Annotated in this window: 13 protein-coding genes; 7 read left to right on the top strand and 6 right to left on the bottom strand. The window is 69.5% G+C overall.

What is annotated here, in order from left to right:
• Positions 1-111: 111 nt before the first annotated feature.
• Positions 112-960, top strand: a complete 849-nt coding sequence (locus ACFTWF_RS12365) for a 3-hydroxybutyryl-CoA dehydrogenase (protein WP_185727921.1) — start codon at positions 112-114, stop codon at positions 958-960.
• Here the strand turns inward: ACFTWF_RS12365 and ubiG are convergent.
• Positions 957-1,790 (bottom strand): bifunctional 2-polyprenyl-6-hydroxyphenol methylase/3-demethylubiquinol 3-O-methyltransferase UbiG, encoded by an 834-nt coding sequence (gene ubiG / locus ACFTWF_RS12370; protein ID WP_378461496.1) that lies wholly within the window; start codon positions 1,788-1,790, stop codon positions 957-959. The genes ACFTWF_RS12365 and ubiG overlap by 4 nt on opposite strands.
• 90 nt (positions 1,791-1,880) lie before the next feature.
• Between ubiG and ACFTWF_RS12375 the strand changes: the two genes are divergently transcribed.
• Together ACFTWF_RS12375 and ACFTWF_RS12380 are read left to right on the top strand one after the other, a co-directional pair.
• Positions 1,881-3,131, top strand: coding sequence for a hypothetical protein (locus ACFTWF_RS12375; protein WP_378461497.1), 1,251 nt, complete (start codon positions 1,881-1,883; stop codon positions 3,129-3,131).
• Between the two features lie 87 nt (positions 3,132-3,218).
• A complete protein-coding gene (locus tag ACFTWF_RS12380; protein WP_378461498.1) occupies positions 3,219-4,664 on the top strand; it encodes an MFS transporter in 1,446 nt (481 codons plus the stop codon).
• A 12-nt stretch (positions 4,665-4,676) separates the two neighbouring features.
• Here the strand turns inward: ACFTWF_RS12380 and ACFTWF_RS12385 are convergent, their stop codons facing one another.
• Positions 4,677-5,096, bottom strand: a complete 420-nt coding sequence (locus ACFTWF_RS12385) for a hypothetical protein (protein WP_378461499.1) — start codon at positions 5,094-5,096, stop codon at positions 4,677-4,679.
• 175 nt (positions 5,097-5,271) lie between these two features.
• On the opposite strand from ACFTWF_RS12385, the gene ACFTWF_RS12390 reads away from it, so the two are divergent.
• Complete coding sequence (locus ACFTWF_RS12390; RefSeq protein ID WP_378461500.1) at positions 5,272-6,762, top strand: MFS transporter; 1,491 nt, start codon at positions 5,272-5,274, stop codon at positions 6,760-6,762.
• A gap of 25 nt (positions 6,763-6,787) precedes the next feature.
• Positions 6,788-7,171: an RNA-binding S4 domain-containing protein gene (locus ACFTWF_RS12395; protein WP_378461501.1), complete on the top strand. Its 384-nt coding sequence runs from the start codon at positions 6,788-6,790 to the stop codon at positions 7,169-7,171.
• Between the two features lie 2 nt (positions 7,172-7,173).
• Here ACFTWF_RS12395 and ACFTWF_RS12400 read toward each other — a convergent pair whose 3' ends face one another.
• From ACFTWF_RS12400 to ACFTWF_RS12415, 4 genes are all read right to left on the bottom strand, one after another.
• A complete protein-coding gene (locus ACFTWF_RS12400; RefSeq protein ID WP_378461502.1) occupies positions 7,174-8,088 on the bottom strand; it encodes a diacylglycerol kinase in 915 nt (304 codons plus the stop codon).
• On the bottom strand, positions 8,085-9,665 hold the full coding sequence (locus tag ACFTWF_RS12405; protein ID WP_378461804.1) for an FAD-binding oxidoreductase: 1,581 nt from the start codon (positions 9,663-9,665) through the stop codon (positions 8,085-8,087). Before ACFTWF_RS12405 ends, ACFTWF_RS12400 begins: the two co-directional genes overlap by 4 nt.
• Positions 9,666-9,747: 82 nt before the next feature.
• The gene (locus ACFTWF_RS12410; protein ID WP_378461503.1) at positions 9,748-11,025 is read right to left on the bottom strand and encodes a nitrate/nitrite transporter; all 1,278 of its coding nucleotides are present in this window, start codon (positions 11,023-11,025) and stop codon (positions 9,748-9,750) included.
• A 45-nt stretch (positions 11,026-11,070) separates the two neighbouring features.
• Complete coding sequence (locus ACFTWF_RS12415; RefSeq protein ID WP_378461504.1) at positions 11,071-12,069, bottom strand: aldo/keto reductase; 999 nt, start codon at positions 12,067-12,069, stop codon at positions 11,071-11,073.
• A gap of 84 nt (positions 12,070-12,153) precedes the next feature.
• Here ACFTWF_RS12415 and ACFTWF_RS12420 point away from each other — a divergent pair, with 84 nt between their 5' ends.
• Both ACFTWF_RS12420 and ilvD read left to right on the top strand, forming a co-directional pair.
• The gene (locus ACFTWF_RS12420; RefSeq protein WP_378461505.1) at positions 12,154-12,720 is read left to right on the top strand and encodes a TIGR03086 family metal-binding protein; all 567 of its coding nucleotides are present in this window, start codon (positions 12,154-12,156) and stop codon (positions 12,718-12,720) included.
• A gap of 37 nt (positions 12,721-12,757) precedes the next feature.
• The gene (gene ilvD / locus ACFTWF_RS12425) at positions 12,758-14,452 is read left to right on the top strand and encodes a dihydroxy-acid dehydratase (RefSeq protein ID WP_378461506.1); all 1,695 of its coding nucleotides are present in this window, start codon (positions 12,758-12,760) and stop codon (positions 14,450-14,452) included.
• The last annotated feature ends 27 nt before the right edge of the window (positions 14,453-14,479 follow it).

The following is a 14,479-nucleotide window of genomic DNA, read 5'->3' on the forward strand; positions in this document are numbered from 1 at the left end:
ATCCGTCCGGGCGCGGCGCTGCCTGCGCCGCCATCGCCAGCGGTGACATAGACTGGCGGTGCGTCGACGCCGTGCGGGAGAGTTCCGCGCACGGCTACGTGAGGAGAATTTGTGGAACTTGTAGGCGTCATCGGCGGCGGCACCATGGGTGCCGGCATCGCCGAGGTATGTATCAAGGCAGGCAGCTCGGTTCTCATCCTCGAGACCAAGCCCGAATTCGCCGAGGCCGCGCAGGCCCGGATCGAGAAGTCCCTCGCCCGCGGCGTCAAGGCGGGCAAGCTCGATCAGGCTGCCGCGGATGCCGCGCTCGCCCGCGTGCGCGTCACCCTCGACATCGAGGACTTCGCCGACCGCGACCTGGTGATCGAGGCGGCTCCGGAGATCGAATCGCTCAAGGTCGACATCTTCCAGAAGCTCGACAAGATCGTGAAGCCGGCGGGCATCCTGGCGTCCAACACGTCGTCGATCCCGCTGATCAAGATGGCCAACGCCACGCAGCGCCCCGGGCAGGTCGTGGGTGTCCACTTCTTCAACCCGGTGCCGGTGATGCCGCTGGTGGAGATCGTGGTCAGCCTGGTCACGTCGGAGGAGACCGTCACCGCGGTCACCGACTACGCGAAGAACACGCTGCGTAAGAAGACGGTGCGGGCCGGTGACCGCGCGGGCTTCATCGTGAACGCACTGCTCATCCCGTACCTCACGTCGGCGGTCCGGATGCTCGAATCCGGGTACGCCACCGCCGAGGACATCGACGAGGCCATGAAGGGCGGCTGCGGCTACCCGATGGGCCCGCTGACGCTCATCGACACCGTCGGCCTCGACATCACCCTCGCGGCGGCGGAGTCGCTGTACGCGGAGTTCGCCGAGCCGCACTACGCTCCCCCGACGCTGCTCAAGCGCAAGGTGGATGCCGGGCACCTCGGCAAGAAGAGCGGCAAGGGCTTCTACGACTACAGCTAGTTCCGCCCGTCCGGGAGCCCGTCGCGTTGCCGCGGCGGGCTTTCGCCGTTCTTGACGGCATACCCCATGTAGGAGACGGCGGTGCTCCGAATCTGCCCGAAGTCGAGCCGGCGGCTCAACTCGCCGTAGCTCAGTCGCGTTCCGCCGGCCCGGGCGAGGTCGAGCAGCCGCAGGGGGTTCTTCGACCGCGGCCCGAGCCCGACGATCTCGGCGCGCCGCAGACCGTGCCGGTCCATGATCGACGTCAGCTCGGCCGGGCGGATACACATCGACCAGTCGTGGATGGGGGTGTCGAACATCCGGGTCATCCGCCACTCCTGCATGATCTTGATCGCGACGAGTTTGCTGGCGACGGTGCGGTTGATGGTGTCGAACAGGTACAGGCCGCCGGGTTTCAGTGCGCGGGACGTCTCGGCGATCACCGCATCGAGATCCGACACGTGCTCGAGGACGTCGCAGCAGTAGACGACGTCGAATGCGGCATCCGGCACCGGAAGCCGTTCACCGGACCCGATCCGGTACTCGATTTCTAGCGCCGAGGCTGCGGCGTGACGGCGCGCGGTCTCGACCGACACCGGGGACGGATCGATGCCCGTCACCCGAAAACCAATGCGGGTGAACTCTTCCGCGAGAAATCCGCCGCCGGAACCGACGTCGAGGGCGCGGAGTCCGGACACGTCGCAACCGACCGTCGCGCCGAGCACCGAACGAAAATAGGCGAATCGTGCCGGCGTGAGACTTCCGTGCAGCAGGTTGAGCGGATTGTCCTCCTCCCACCACGACTCCCCCACACGGTTGTAGACGTCGTTGTCGATGACCAACCGAACCACCCCTTCTCTGCCGAGATCACGGCGACACGTCCACCCTTCTCCTGCGCGTCGGTCACTTCAAGGCCGGCGTCGGTACGTGATGCTCGGGGAGTGACTTTCAGGATCTCGCACGCATGCCTGGTGCCGGCCGGCTTCGTCGCCGGAATTGCCTTGACGTCCAGCCTGTCCGGGCAGGTCGTGTTCATGACGGACGACGATCTGGACATGTTCGCTCTGGGCCCCGCCGCGCGGGGAGCGCTCGCGGCGATCGTCGCGGCCCTCGTGGCCGCGTGCGTTCGGTCCCGGCGAGGTCTGTCGGTGGTGTCGTATGCCGGCCTCGCACTGCTGGGCATCACGCTGTCGGGTGGGGGGTGGCCGTTCGAGATGTATATCGGCGGGGTCGGCGCGGGCCTGCTCCTCGGCGGTCTCGTCGGCCTCTGCGCCACCGCCGACCGCGCGTGGTTGCAGACCGCGCTCGCGGCGGGCGTCCTCGCCGGACTCCTGCTCGCGGTACCCGTCGACCACGTCCGGACGTGGTCCTCGGCGCCCCGGCGTTATGCCGACTTTCTTCCCGCATCCGCGTACGAACCCGACCTGGCGGCCTTGACCGTTCTCGCGCTGACGGCGGTGGTCCTGGCCGTCGCGCTGGCGTCCGGCGACTTCGGCGACCCGGCGGACATCGCCGTGAGCGGACGTACCCTCGTCGTCGGGATCGTTCTGCCGCTGGTCGGGCTGGCGCTGTACTGGTGGTTCGTCCGTCAGGTGTGGAGCCTGGGCGTCGGCGGTGCGGTGCGGGGCCGGTGGATGTTCGGACTCGTCCTGGTCGTGGTGGTGATCGCCGCCGCGCTGTGGCTCGAGGGCCGCACGGGGGTCCTGTTGCTCGCCGCGATGGCGTTCGTCGCCGCGGGGGGCGGCATTCTGTCGTCGTATCCGGATCCGTGGCCGTGGCTGCTGGTTCCCGCGGCGCTCGTGCTCGCCGGCGCGGCGCTCGGACGGCGATTTCCGCAGCCGCTGTTCGGGATCGGGGCGCTCGCGCTCGTCGCGGTGTCCACGTTGTTCGAGCATCCGCCGTGGGACAACCTGCATCTCGGCGCAATCTGGCTCCTCCTTCCGTTCGCGGTGTCGTACACCTTCGCGTCCAGCCTGCCGACGGACGAACCGGTGACCGCGACGTCGCTGGCCGCGCCGGCCGCCTTCTCCGTTCCACTGGTCGCGGATTTCGGATGGACGGCGTACGCGCCGCTCACCCAATCGGAGGTCCCGTCGTGGCCGGACTCGTGGGCCTGGACGTCGACGGGCGCGTCGGTGATCGCGGTGATCGCGTGTGGAGTCGCCGTCGCCTATCTCCGCACCCGCCGCTGAGCGAATATGCAGAATACATACGTTGTGCACCATGCATATCGTGTGTATGGTGCACAAGTTGCATTTCGCAGAGTTGAGGAGATTTGCGTGGACACTCCGACCCCCGCCGTCCGCCCGGGCGGACTCGTCGCCGTGCTGGCGTTCACCGGTATCGTCGCCGCACTCATGCAGACCCTCGTGGTCCCGCTGATCGGCGACCTGCCGCGACTGCTCGACACGACCGCGTCGAACGCGTCCTGGGTGATCACCGCGACGCTGCTCGCGGGCGCGGTGGCGACCCCGGTCACCGGGCGCCTCGGCGACCTCTACGGCAAGCGGCAGATGATGCTGGTCTGCACGGTGCCGCTCGTGCTCGGCTCGGTCGTCTGCGCGCTGGCGACGTCCCTCGCGCCGATGGTGATCGGCCGCGGACTGCAGGGCATCGGTGTCGGAATGATCCCGCTGGGCATCAGCGCCCTGCGCGACCTGCTGCCGCCCGAGCGACTGCACTCCTCCATCGCCCTGATGAGCTCGTCCATGGGCATCGGCGGCGCCCTGGGCCTGCCCCTCGCCGCGACGGTGGCCGAGAACTCCAACTGGCGGGTGCTGTTCTGGGGCGCCGCGGGGCTGAGCGCGCTGATCGCCGTGCTGCTCTGGCTGGTCATGCCCGCCACCCCCGTCCACGGGACCCGCGGCCGATTCGACCCCGTCGGCGCCGTCGGGCTCGGCATCGGACTGGTGGCCCTGCTCCTCGCCGTGTCGAAGGGCGCCGACTGGGGATGGGCGAGCGGCACCACGCTCGGCCTCTTCGCCACCACCGCCATCGTGCTGGCGGCCTGGGGCTGGTGGGAGCTGCGCACCCGCGAACCCCTCGTCGATCTGCGGGTGATCGCCGGACGACAGGTGCTGCTCACCAACGCGGCGTCCGTCGTCGTCGGTTTCGCGATGTACGCGCAGTCCCTGATCGTTCCGCAGCTCCTGCAGCTACCGGAGTCCACCGGCTACGGACTGGGGCAGTCGATGCTGGCCATGGGCCTGTGGATGGCTCCCTCGGGGCTCATGATGATGGCCGTGTCCCCGCTCGGTGCCAAACTCTCGTCCACCCGCGGACCCAAGATCACACTGCTCGTCGGAAGCCTGGTCATCGCCCTCGGCTACGGATCGTCGATGCTCCTGATGGGATCGACGTGGGGGCTGGTCGTGGTGACCTGCATCTGCGGCTCCGGTGTCGGCCTGGCCTACGGTGCGATGCCCGCCCTGGTGATGAGCGCCGTGCCGCAGTCCGCGACGGCCTCCGCCAACAGCGTCAACACGCTGATGCGCTCGGTCGGCACCTCGGTGTCCGCGGCCGTGGTCGGAGTGGTCCTGGCGCAGATGAGCATCCAGGTCGCCGGCCACACCCTGCCCACCGAGGGCGGATTCCGGACCGGTCTGCTGATCGGATGCGGGGTGGCACTCGTCGCCGCGGCCATCACCCTGGCGATTCCGACGCGCCGTCCCGTCCCTTCGTCGACGCGCCCGAGTCCCGAACCGCTCGCGTCGTCGAAGGCGTGAGAACCGAGCCGCCTATTTGTGGAGGGCGTACCCCGCCACGGGGTTGCCGTTGACGTAGACGGTGCCCTCGTAGGTCCCGTCGGGTCTCGGCGTGATCCGGTCGGTCAGGAAGGGAAGCCCGGACGGGCTGTAGTCGGTGACGAGTCCGCCGCTCGCCTCGGGGGTGGTCATACCGAAGACGTACGGGAAGAAGACACCGAAGTTGTCCATCACCCACCCGGGCCCGAACGTCTTTCCCTTCCAGATCAGGTCGCCGCCGAGAACGTTGGTCGTGCCGACATACGTGCCTGCGGGCAGCGGGATCGGCATGGGCACCGGTAGCGGCGGCGGCATGGGTGCCGGCACCGGGTCTGCAGCGGCTGTTCCCGCCGCGAGGAAAGACAGGCCGGCCACCGCGACGGCCCCTACCGCGACCTTGCGCATGATGTCCATGAGTTCTCCGTAGATCGAGGTGCGTGGCCGAAAGTGTCGCACGTGCACGGCTGCCGCAGGGCGAGTGTGAAGAAGATGCTGCTCGGATCGTTGCCGTGGCCCCGAGTATGCCGAACGTGACGCGGGAAATCGCAACGAGTGCCGCACCCCGCGGACCGCGGCGCACCATGGGGACATGACCGATACGGTTCTGCGCCTGAGCACCCGGCAGGGACGGTGGGTGGTGGTGGCCACCGTCCTCGGCTCGAGTCTCGCGCTCCTGGACGGCACGGTGGTGAACATCGCCCTGCCGCACATCGGCGAGGACCTCGGGGCGGGGGTCGCGGGACTGCAGTGGACGCTGAGCGGCTACACCCTGGCCCTGGCGTCGCTGATCCTGCTCGGCGGGGCGCTCGGAGATCGCTGGGGACGGCGCCGCGTCTTCGTCTGCGGAACCGTCTGGTTCGCGGTCGCGTCACTGCTGTGCGGCATCGCCCCCGACATCACCATGCTCGTGATCGCCCGGATCCTGCAGGGCGTCGGGGCGGCGATGCTGACCCCCGGCAGCCTCGCGCTGATCTCGGCGTCCATCCATGAGGACGACCGGGGCGCCGCCATCGGACTGTGGTCGGGGTTCGGCGGGGTGGCCGGGGCGATCGGACCGCTGCTGGGCGGCTGGCTGGTGGAGGTGGCGGGCTGGCGGTCGGTGTTCCTGCTCAATCTTCCGCTCGCCGCGCTCGTGGTGTGGGCGTCGATGCGGCACGTCCCCGAGAGCCGCGACCCGAATCCGCCCGATCACCTCGACGTGGTGGGGTCGGGGTGCGCGGTGGTCGGTCTCGGCGCGCTCACCTACGGTCTGATCGAGATGAACCTGGTCGCCGGGGTGGTGGGCGCCGTGGCACTGGTCGCGTTCGTCGTCGTGGAGCGACGGTCCCCGAACGCGCTGGTGCCGCCGCGCCTGTTCGCGTCGCGCATGTTCGTGGCGGCGAACCTGGTCACGCTCGCCGTGTACGCGGCACTCGGAGGTGTCTTCTTCCTCCTGGTGCTGCAGTTGCAGTTGGTGGCCGGATACTCGCCCGTCGCGGCCGGGGTGGCCACGATCCCGATCACCCTGGCGATGCTGGCGTTGTCGTCCCGCGCGGGCAGCTACGCCCAGACCCACGGTCCGCGACTGCCCATGACGGTCGGGCCGGCACTGGCCGCGATCGGTCTGCTGCTGATGACGCGGATCGGACCGGATGCGTCCTATTGGACGGTCGTGCTGCCCGGCGTCCTCGTCTTCGGGCTCGGACTGTCCGCCATGGTCGCCCCGCTGACCGCCGCCGTGCTCGGATCGGTGCCCGTCGAACAGTCCGGGATCGCGTCCGGAGTGAACAACGCGGTCGCGCGCACGAGCCAGCTGCTGGCGGTGGCCGCGCTCCCCGGCATCGCCGGGATCGATGCCGGGAGCCTGGTGGACCCCGACAGTTTCTCGCACGGCTTCCGGATCGCCATGTACATCTGCGTCGCGTTGCTCCTGGTCGGTGCGGTCATCGCCGCCGCCCTGATCCGAGCGCCCGCCGCGCCGGCACCCACCCCACGTGTTCCCGTCCCGGAATCGGTTGCCTGCAAACCGCATTGCGACGTCACCGGACCGGCCGTGCAGCCCGCCCCCGCCCGGTCGGGTCCGACGCCGCCGAACGACTGACGCACCCGTTTCGTATCCTGGTCGGGTGGCAATTTCCGGTACCGACCCCGCGAGCGTCCGGGTCGACAGCTGGACGTGGGCGGTCCGGTTGTTCAAGACCCGCTCCGCGGCGGCGTCCGCCTGCAGGTCGGGTCATGTGCGGGTCAACGGCACCACCGCCAAACCCGCGCAACCGGTCAAGGCCGGCGACGAGGTCCGCATCCGCGCGTCGGGCACCGAACGCATCGTGGAGGTCGTCCGGCCGATCACGAAACGGGTGGGCGCGGTGATCGCCGTCGAGTGCTTCACCGACAACACCCCGCCGCCTCCGCCGCGGGAGGTCCTGGCGTCGATTCCGCAACGCGACCGGGGTGCGGGCAGGCCCACCAAGCGGGAGCGCCGCGACATGGACCGGCTGCGCGGACTGTGACCTCAGGCCGGGGTGTGGCTGAGAATGTGCAGCGCCGTCGGCACGGCTTCGATGGTGACCGGCAGCGGGCCGACGCGGTCGCCGTCCGCGTACGCCGTGATGCCGTCGCAGTGCAGTCGCACCGTTCGTGACCGGTAGGTCCGGACGTCCGGAAGGTCCACGTGGGTTCCCTTGTAGACCCGGGGGAACAACCGGACCAGCCGCGCCCGGGGGCCGTGCTCGACGACCGTGACGTCGAGCAGGCCGTCCGTCTTGTCCGCGTTCGGGCAGATCTGCATCCCGCCGCCGTACGACCGCCCGTTGCCCACCGCGACCAGCGTCGCATCGACCTCGACGGTCTCGTCGTCGAGATCGATCCGGTAGTGCAGCGGCTTCAACTGCGTCAGTTCGGCGAGCATCGCGAGGTTGTACCGCATGCGCCCCTTCGGCCACGACATGCGGTTCGCGCGGTCCGTGACGAGCGAATCGAAACCGCTGGCGACGATGGTGCCCGCCCACACGACGGCGCCGTCCTCGAGGGTGATCCTGGCGAGGTCCGACTCCTGCACCTCGCCGTCCGCGATGACGTCGGCCGCCGCGACGGGGTCACCGACCGGGATACCGAATTCGCGGGCGTGGTCGTTGCCGGTGCCCGCCGGGATCAGTCCGACGGGGGTCCGGGACAGTGCGGCCACCTGCAGCCCGATGCTGATCGCGCCGTCTCCGCCGACGACGACGAGCGCGTCGGTGCCGTCGTCGATCGCCCGGCGGGCCAGCATGCGCGCGTGGTCGGCGTCGGTTCCGATGATCTCGGTGACGGCGACTCCGCGCTCCCGCAGACGCGCAACCCCTTTGCGCCCGGCAACCGGCGCGTGGCCGTGCCCGGCGAGGGGATTGACGAGGACGGTGACCTTCTCGATCACCTTCTGGGTGCTCACGGAATCAGCTTGCCGGGGTTGAGGATTCCGGCGGGGTCGACCGCGTCCTTGACCGCCCGCAGAATCGCGACGCCCAGGTCGCCGATCTCGTCGCGCATCCAGGGGCGGTGGTCGACTCCGACCGCGTGGTGGTGCGTGATGGTTCCGCCGGCTGCGACGATCGCGTTCCCGGCGGCGGTCTTGGCCTTCCGCCACTGCTCGATCGGGTCGTCCGCCTGCGCGGACACGACGGTGAAGTACAGCGACGCGCCCGTCGGGTAGGTGTGCGAGATGTGGCAGAGGACGAGCGGCGGGGTGCCCTGCGCGGCGAGCGACTCCGTCAGCGCGGTGGTCACCGCCGTGCGGAGTGCGGCGAGGTTGCCCCACGTCGTCGCGGTTTCCAGCGTCTCGCACAGCGCTCCCGCGTCGAGCAGCGAGTCGCGCAGGTAGGGTGCGTCGAAACGGCCGTGTTCCCAGCCGTTTCCGGGTTCCTCACCGAGTGACGTGCCGCCGTGCGCGAGCAGGACGGCCCGGGCCTCCGCGGCCCGCTCCGCCGTGTGCGCGGCGGTGCCCTCGAACGTCGTGATCGCCAGGCAGCCGCCGGTGACGGTCTCCTCCCCGATCTTGTCGGTGGTGGCCAGGTTCACCGCCGTCTCCGCCTCGTCCGACAGCCGCAGCACGGTCGGGACCGCACCCTGCTGACGCAGCGCGCGCAGAGCGGCCGCACCGGTCTCGAAATCGGGGAAGCGCCACCCCTCGCGGACGGTGGATTCGGGGATCGCGTGCACCCGCACCCGGACCCGGGTGATGACGCCGAGCGTTCCCTCCGACCCGACGAACAGTTCGCCCAGATCCGGACCCGCCGCGGATGCCGGGGCGCGCCCCGTGTCGAGAGTCCCGGTGGGGGTCACCACGCGCAGACCCTGCACCATGTCCTCGAATCGCCCGTAACCCGCGGACGCCTGCCCCGACGACCGGGTGGCCGCGAACCCGCCGATGGTCGCGAACATGAAACTCTGCGGGAAGTGCCCGAGCGAGAAGCCGTGGTCGCCGAGCAGTTCCTCGGCGCGGGGACCCGTGACGCCCGCGCCCAGGGTGGCGATGCCGGAGTCGGCATCGAGGTCGGTCAGCGCGTCGAAGCGGCGCAGGTCCAGCGAGACGACGGCGTCGAATCGATCGCGCACCGGGTCGAGTCCACCGACGACGCTCGTGCCGCCGCCGAACGGCACCACGGCGATGCCGTTGTCGGCGCAGTATCGGAGCACGTCGGCGACCTCGGCGTCGGTGCCGGGGGCGAGCACCGCGTCCGGGGCGTTCTGCGGTGCGGTGCTGCGCCGGCGCAGCAGGTCGAGGGTGCTCTTGCCGCCAGAGCGCAGCAGCCGGTCGTCGTGCGCGGTGCTGCAGAACCGTGCTCCGACGAGGCCCGCGAGCGCGGCGAGTTGCGTCTCGGTCAACGCGCTCGGAGCCAGGACGACGTCCTCTGCCGCGCGACTGGAGGGTTCCCTGATCGTGACGCCGAGGGCCTGCTGCAACAGCCCCGCGACCCCGTCGGAGAGCACCCTGTGCTTCTCCGGCGCACCCCAGGCATCCCACTGCATCGGGGGTGCCGTCAGGACGTCGTGATCTTCCGATCGCTCATTGCTCATGCGTTATAGTGTTACACATCATGTAAGAGTGTAACTAGCCCCCGGATCGGCCCCCGCGCTCGCGCCACACCTGCCGGATGGGCCGCAGAACCAATCCCATCTGCCGTCGCGTCTTCCCCCGGGTCACCAGCACGCCCGTGATCGCGACGATCCACACCGGGTACTGCACCAGCCACGCCACCCGGAAACTGTCGAACGAGTACCCGCCCATCGCGTCGAGAATGAGTCCCATCGCCTGGATGACCAGCAACGACGCCAGGAACCCGCCGATGTTGACCATGCCCTGCGCGGTGCCCATGCTGGTGCTCGGGTTGAACATCCGGGCGTAGTCGAATCCGATCATCGATCCGGGACCACCCACCGAGATCACCATCACCAGGAGCGCCAGCAACCAGATCGGCGCGGGCCCGGGCAAGGCCAGCACGACGGTCCACATGGCGGCGTTGCTGATCATGATCGCCAGCACCAGATACGAGCGGCGCATCGGGAACCGACCGCTGAGGATGCCGATGACCGGCCCGGCCACGATCGCCGAGATCACCGACAGCGTCAGCAGCGAACCGGCCTCGGCCGCCGACAACCCCTGCGCCGACCTCAGGTACGGCACACCCCACAGCAGGGCGAACGTCGTCATCGAGAACTGCGTGCCCATGTGGGTGAAGAAGCCCAGCCGGGTGCCGTGCCGCCGCCACACCGCGCGGATCTGCGTTCCCACCTCCCGCAGCCCGGCGGGTGCGGCCACCACCTCCAGACCGGGCGGGGCGTTGCGGATGACGGACACGGCCAGCACGAAGGACAGCAACCCGAGCGACGCCGCAGTGCCGTACGCAAAACTCCAGCCCGGCCCGTTCAGCAGCAGCATCAGCGGCAACGCCGACAGGATCTGGCCGATCTGTCCGAAGATGCCGGTCAGCTGGGACACGAGCGGGACCCGCCGCGGCGCGAACCATTGCGGCACCAGGCGCAGCACGGAGATGAACGTCATCGCGTCGCCGATGCCGACGAACACGCGCGCGGCGACGGCCAACGGCAGCGATTCGGTGAGCGCGAGCACCGTCTGCGCCGACGCCATGATGAGGGCGCCGGCGGCGATCATGACCCGCGACCCGTACCGGTCGAGGAGTACCCCGGCCGGGATCTGCATGCCCGCGTACACCACGATCTGGAGCACGACGAAACTCGACAGCACACTCGGACTGATCGAAAATCGTTCCGACGCCGCGAGGCCCGACACACCGAACGAGGTTCGATGCAGGACGGCGACGATATATGCGACAACCCCGACGCCCCACACCAACCACACTCTGCTCATCGCAGATCAAACTACCCGCCAGCAGGTATTACCCGCTGACTGAAGTCACTCGCGGCCCAGCGACACCCACGTCGGATCGGCAGTGCGGTCGCCGACGGTGAGGTCCGCGAGCAGGTCCAAGCGTGCGATTTGCCCCTCGGTCAGCGTCAGCGCGAGCGCGCCCGCGTTTTCCGTCACACGCGCTGCGAACCGGGTGCCGGGGATCGACACGGACGGCAGTCCGAACTCGCGGCCCTTCGCGTCCAGCCACGCCAGCGACACCTGGGCGGGTGTCGCGTCGAGCTCGGCGGCGACCTCGCGGACGACGTCCAGTACCTTCAGGTTCGCGCGCAGCGCATCGTCCCCGAACCGCGGGAATCGGCGGCGCAGATCCTTGTCGCCGAGCGCGGCCGGGTCGTACGTTCCGGTGAGGAAGCCGCGGCCGACCGGGGAGTACGGCACGAATCCGATGCCCAGTTCCGCCGCCGCCGGGACCACGTGCTTCTCGACGTCGCGGCTCCAGATGCTCCACTCGCTCTGAATGGCGGCGATGGGATGCACCCGCGACGCGCGACGCAGTTCGTCGCCGGTGGCCTCGGACAGTCCGATGTTGCGGACCTTCCCGGCCTTCACCTGTTCCGCGATCGCACCGACCGTGTCCTCGACGGGCACCTCGGGGTCGACGCGGTGCAGGTAGTAGAGGTCGACGGTGTCGACCCCGAGCCGGGTCAGCGATTCGTCGAGAGCCTGCGACACGTACTCGGGCTTGCCGTTGATGCTCCGCCTGCCGTTCGCGATGTTGCCGACGAGACCGAACTTGGTGGCCAACTGCACCTCGTCGCGGCGTTCCTTCAGCACCGTGCCCACCGCGATCTCACTCGCGCCGTCGCCGTACACGTTGGCCGTGTCGATGAAGGTCACGCCGATGTCGATGGCGTGGTGGAGGGTCGCGAGCGCCTCCGCGGCATCGACGGGGCCGTACACGGGGGCGACGGACATGGCGCCGTAGCCCTGGGCGCTGACGGTGAAGCCTTCGGACAACTGCACGGTGGGGATGTTGGTCATGCGCCCCATCCTTCCCGAGCACCCCGACAGGTGCATCGTTTGGAATCGCGCTGATCGTGACCCGGCTGCCTCTACCCTGAGGACATGGCATTCGACTGGTTCGAACTCGCCCGCATCGCCCACCGCGAGTTCGGTGCACGGGTCGCCGCGATCACCGATTGGTCGGCGCCCACCCCGGACCGCGAATGGGACATCACGCATCTGGTGCGGCACGTCATCGAGGAACAGCAATGGGTTCCTCCCCTGCTGGCCGGGAAGACGGTCGGCGAAGCGACCCCGGACATCGAGCCCCTGCACGGCGACATGCGGTCGGAATGGGAGCGGTACTCGGACGCGGCCATCCGGGCGTGGTCGTCGACGGACCCGCAGACGCAGGTGCACCTGTCCTACGGGACGGTCCCGCTCGAGCCGTACCTGCGGCAGCAGATCGCCGACGTCACCATCCACGCGTGGGACCTCGCCAAGGCCACCGGATCCGACGACACGCTCGACCCGCACCTCGTCGCCGGCGTTTGGTCCGATCTCGACGGGCAACGCGAGATGCTGTCCGAGAGCGGTCTGTTCGACGACCCCGTCGACGTCCCCGCCGACGCGCCGCTGCAGGATCGCCTGATCGCCCTCACCGGTCGCGATCCCCGGCAACGCATTTAACCAACCGGCGCCGAGGCTCCCGCCTACGCTGGGAAACATGAGTACCTCGGACCCGAAACCCCGCAGCCGCGACGTCACCGACGGACTGGAGAAGACCGCAGCGCGCGGAATGCTCCGTGCGGTCGGCATGGGCGACGACGACTGGGGCAAGTCGCAGATCGGTGTGGCGTCGTCCTGGAACGAGATCACCCCCTGCAACCTGTCCCTCGACCGGCTCGCGAAGGCCGTCAAGGACGGCGTCCACGCGGGCGGCGGATATCCCATGGAGTTCGGCACGATCTCCGTGTCCGACGGCATCTCGATGGGCCACGAGGGCATGCACTTCTCGCTCGTGTCCCGGGAGGTCATCGCCGACAGCGTGGAAACGGTGATGCAGGCCGAGCGACTCGACGGGTCGGTGCTGCTCGCCGGTTGCGACAAGTCACTGCCGGGCATGCTGATGGCCGCGGCCCGCCTGGATCTCGCGAGCGTCTTCCTCTACGCCGGGTCGATCCTGCCGGGCATCGCGAAACTGTCCGACGGCACCGAACGCGACGTCACCATCATCGACGCGTTCGAGGCGGTCGGCGCCTGCTCCCGCGGTCTGATGAGCCGCGAGGACGTCGACGCCATCGAGCGCGCCATCTGTCCCGGCGAGGGCGCCTGCGGCGGCATGTACACCGCGAACACCATGGCCAGTGCCGCCGAGGCGCTCGGCATGTCGCTGCCCGGGAGCGCGTCCCCGCCCGCCACCGACCGCCGTCGCGACGGATTCGCGCGGCGCAGCGGAGAAGCGGTCGTCGAACTGCTCCGCCGCGGCATCACCGCCCGGGACATCCTCACCAAGGAGGCGTTCGAGAACGCCATCGCGGTCGTCATGGCGTTCGGCGGTTCCACCAACGCCGTCCTGCACCTGCTGGCGATCGCCAGCGAGGCCGACGTCGCACTGACGCTCGACGACTTCTCCCGCGTCGGCGCCCGCGTTCCGCACCTGGCGGACGTCAAACCGTTCGGCAAGCACGTGATGAAGGACGTCGACCACATCGGCGGCGTCCCCGTCATCATGAAGGCCCTGCTCGACGCCGGGATGCTGCACGGCGACTGCCTCACCGTCACCGGCCGGACCATGGCCGAGAACCTGGCGGACATCGCGCCTCCGGACCCGGACGGCAAGGTGCTCCGCGCGATGAGCGCACCCATCCACCCGACCGGCGGCATCACGATCCTCAAGGGTTCACTCGCCCCGGGTGGTGCGGTGGTGAAGTCCGCCGGTTTCGACTCCGACGTGTTCACCGGCACCGCCCGCGTCTTCGAACGGGAACGGGCCGCGATGGATGCCCTCGAGGACGGCACCATCACGAACGGCGACGTCGTCGTGATCCGCTACGAGGGCCCGAAGGGCGGTCCCGGGATGCGCGAGATGCTCGCGATCACGGGGGCGATCAAGGGCGCCGGCCTGGGCAAGGACGTCCTGCTGCTCACCGACGGTCGTTTCTCCGGTGGCACCACCGGATTGTGCGTGGGACATGTGGCACCGGAGGCCGTCGACGGCGGACCCATCGCGTTCGTCCGCGACGGCGACCAGATCCGATTGGATGTCGGCACCGGCACGCTGGAATTGCTCGTCGACGAAGCGGAACTGGCTTCTCGGAAGGACGGGTGGGAGCCGCTGCCCCCGCGCTACACCCGCGGGGTCCTCGCCAAGTACACGAAGCTCGTCGGTTCCGCCTCGGGCGGCGCAGTCTGCGGGTAGGCGCTTCGCGCCCGTGAGTGGTCAGCG

This window comes from Rhodococcus sp. NPDC056960, assembly GCF_042674125.1.
In the GTDB taxonomy this organism is placed as follows: domain Bacteria; phylum Actinomycetota; class Actinomycetes; order Mycobacteriales; family Mycobacteriaceae; genus Rhodococcus_F.

Excerpts from the sequence above, each read along its gene's own strand:
- ACFTWF_RS12415 (WP_378461504.1), bottom strand. The coding sequence starts at position 12,069 with ATGACCAACATCCCCACCGTGCAGTTGTCCGAAGGCTTCACCGTCAGC.
- ACFTWF_RS12420 (WP_378461505.1), top strand. The coding sequence starts at position 12,154 with ATGGCATTCGACTGGTTCGAACTCGCCCGCATCGCCCACCGCGAGTTC.
- ACFTWF_RS12390 (WP_378461500.1), top strand. The coding sequence starts at position 5,272 with ATGACCGATACGGTTCTGCGCCTGAGCACCCGGCAGGGACGGTGGGTG.
- ilvD (WP_378461506.1), top strand. The coding sequence starts at position 12,758 with ATGAGTACCTCGGACCCGAAACCCCGCAGCCGCGACGTCACCGACGGA.
- ACFTWF_RS12385 (WP_378461499.1), bottom strand. The coding sequence starts at position 5,096 with ATGGACATCATGCGCAAGGTCGCGGTAGGGGCCGTCGCGGTGGCCGGC.
- ACFTWF_RS12405 (WP_378461804.1), bottom strand. The coding sequence starts at position 9,665 with ATGCAGTGGGATGCCTGGGGTGCGCCGGAGAAGCACAGGGTGCTCTCC.
- ACFTWF_RS12410 (WP_378461503.1), bottom strand. The coding sequence starts at position 11,025 with ATGAGCAGAGTGTGGTTGGTGTGGGGCGTCGGGGTTGTCGCATATATC.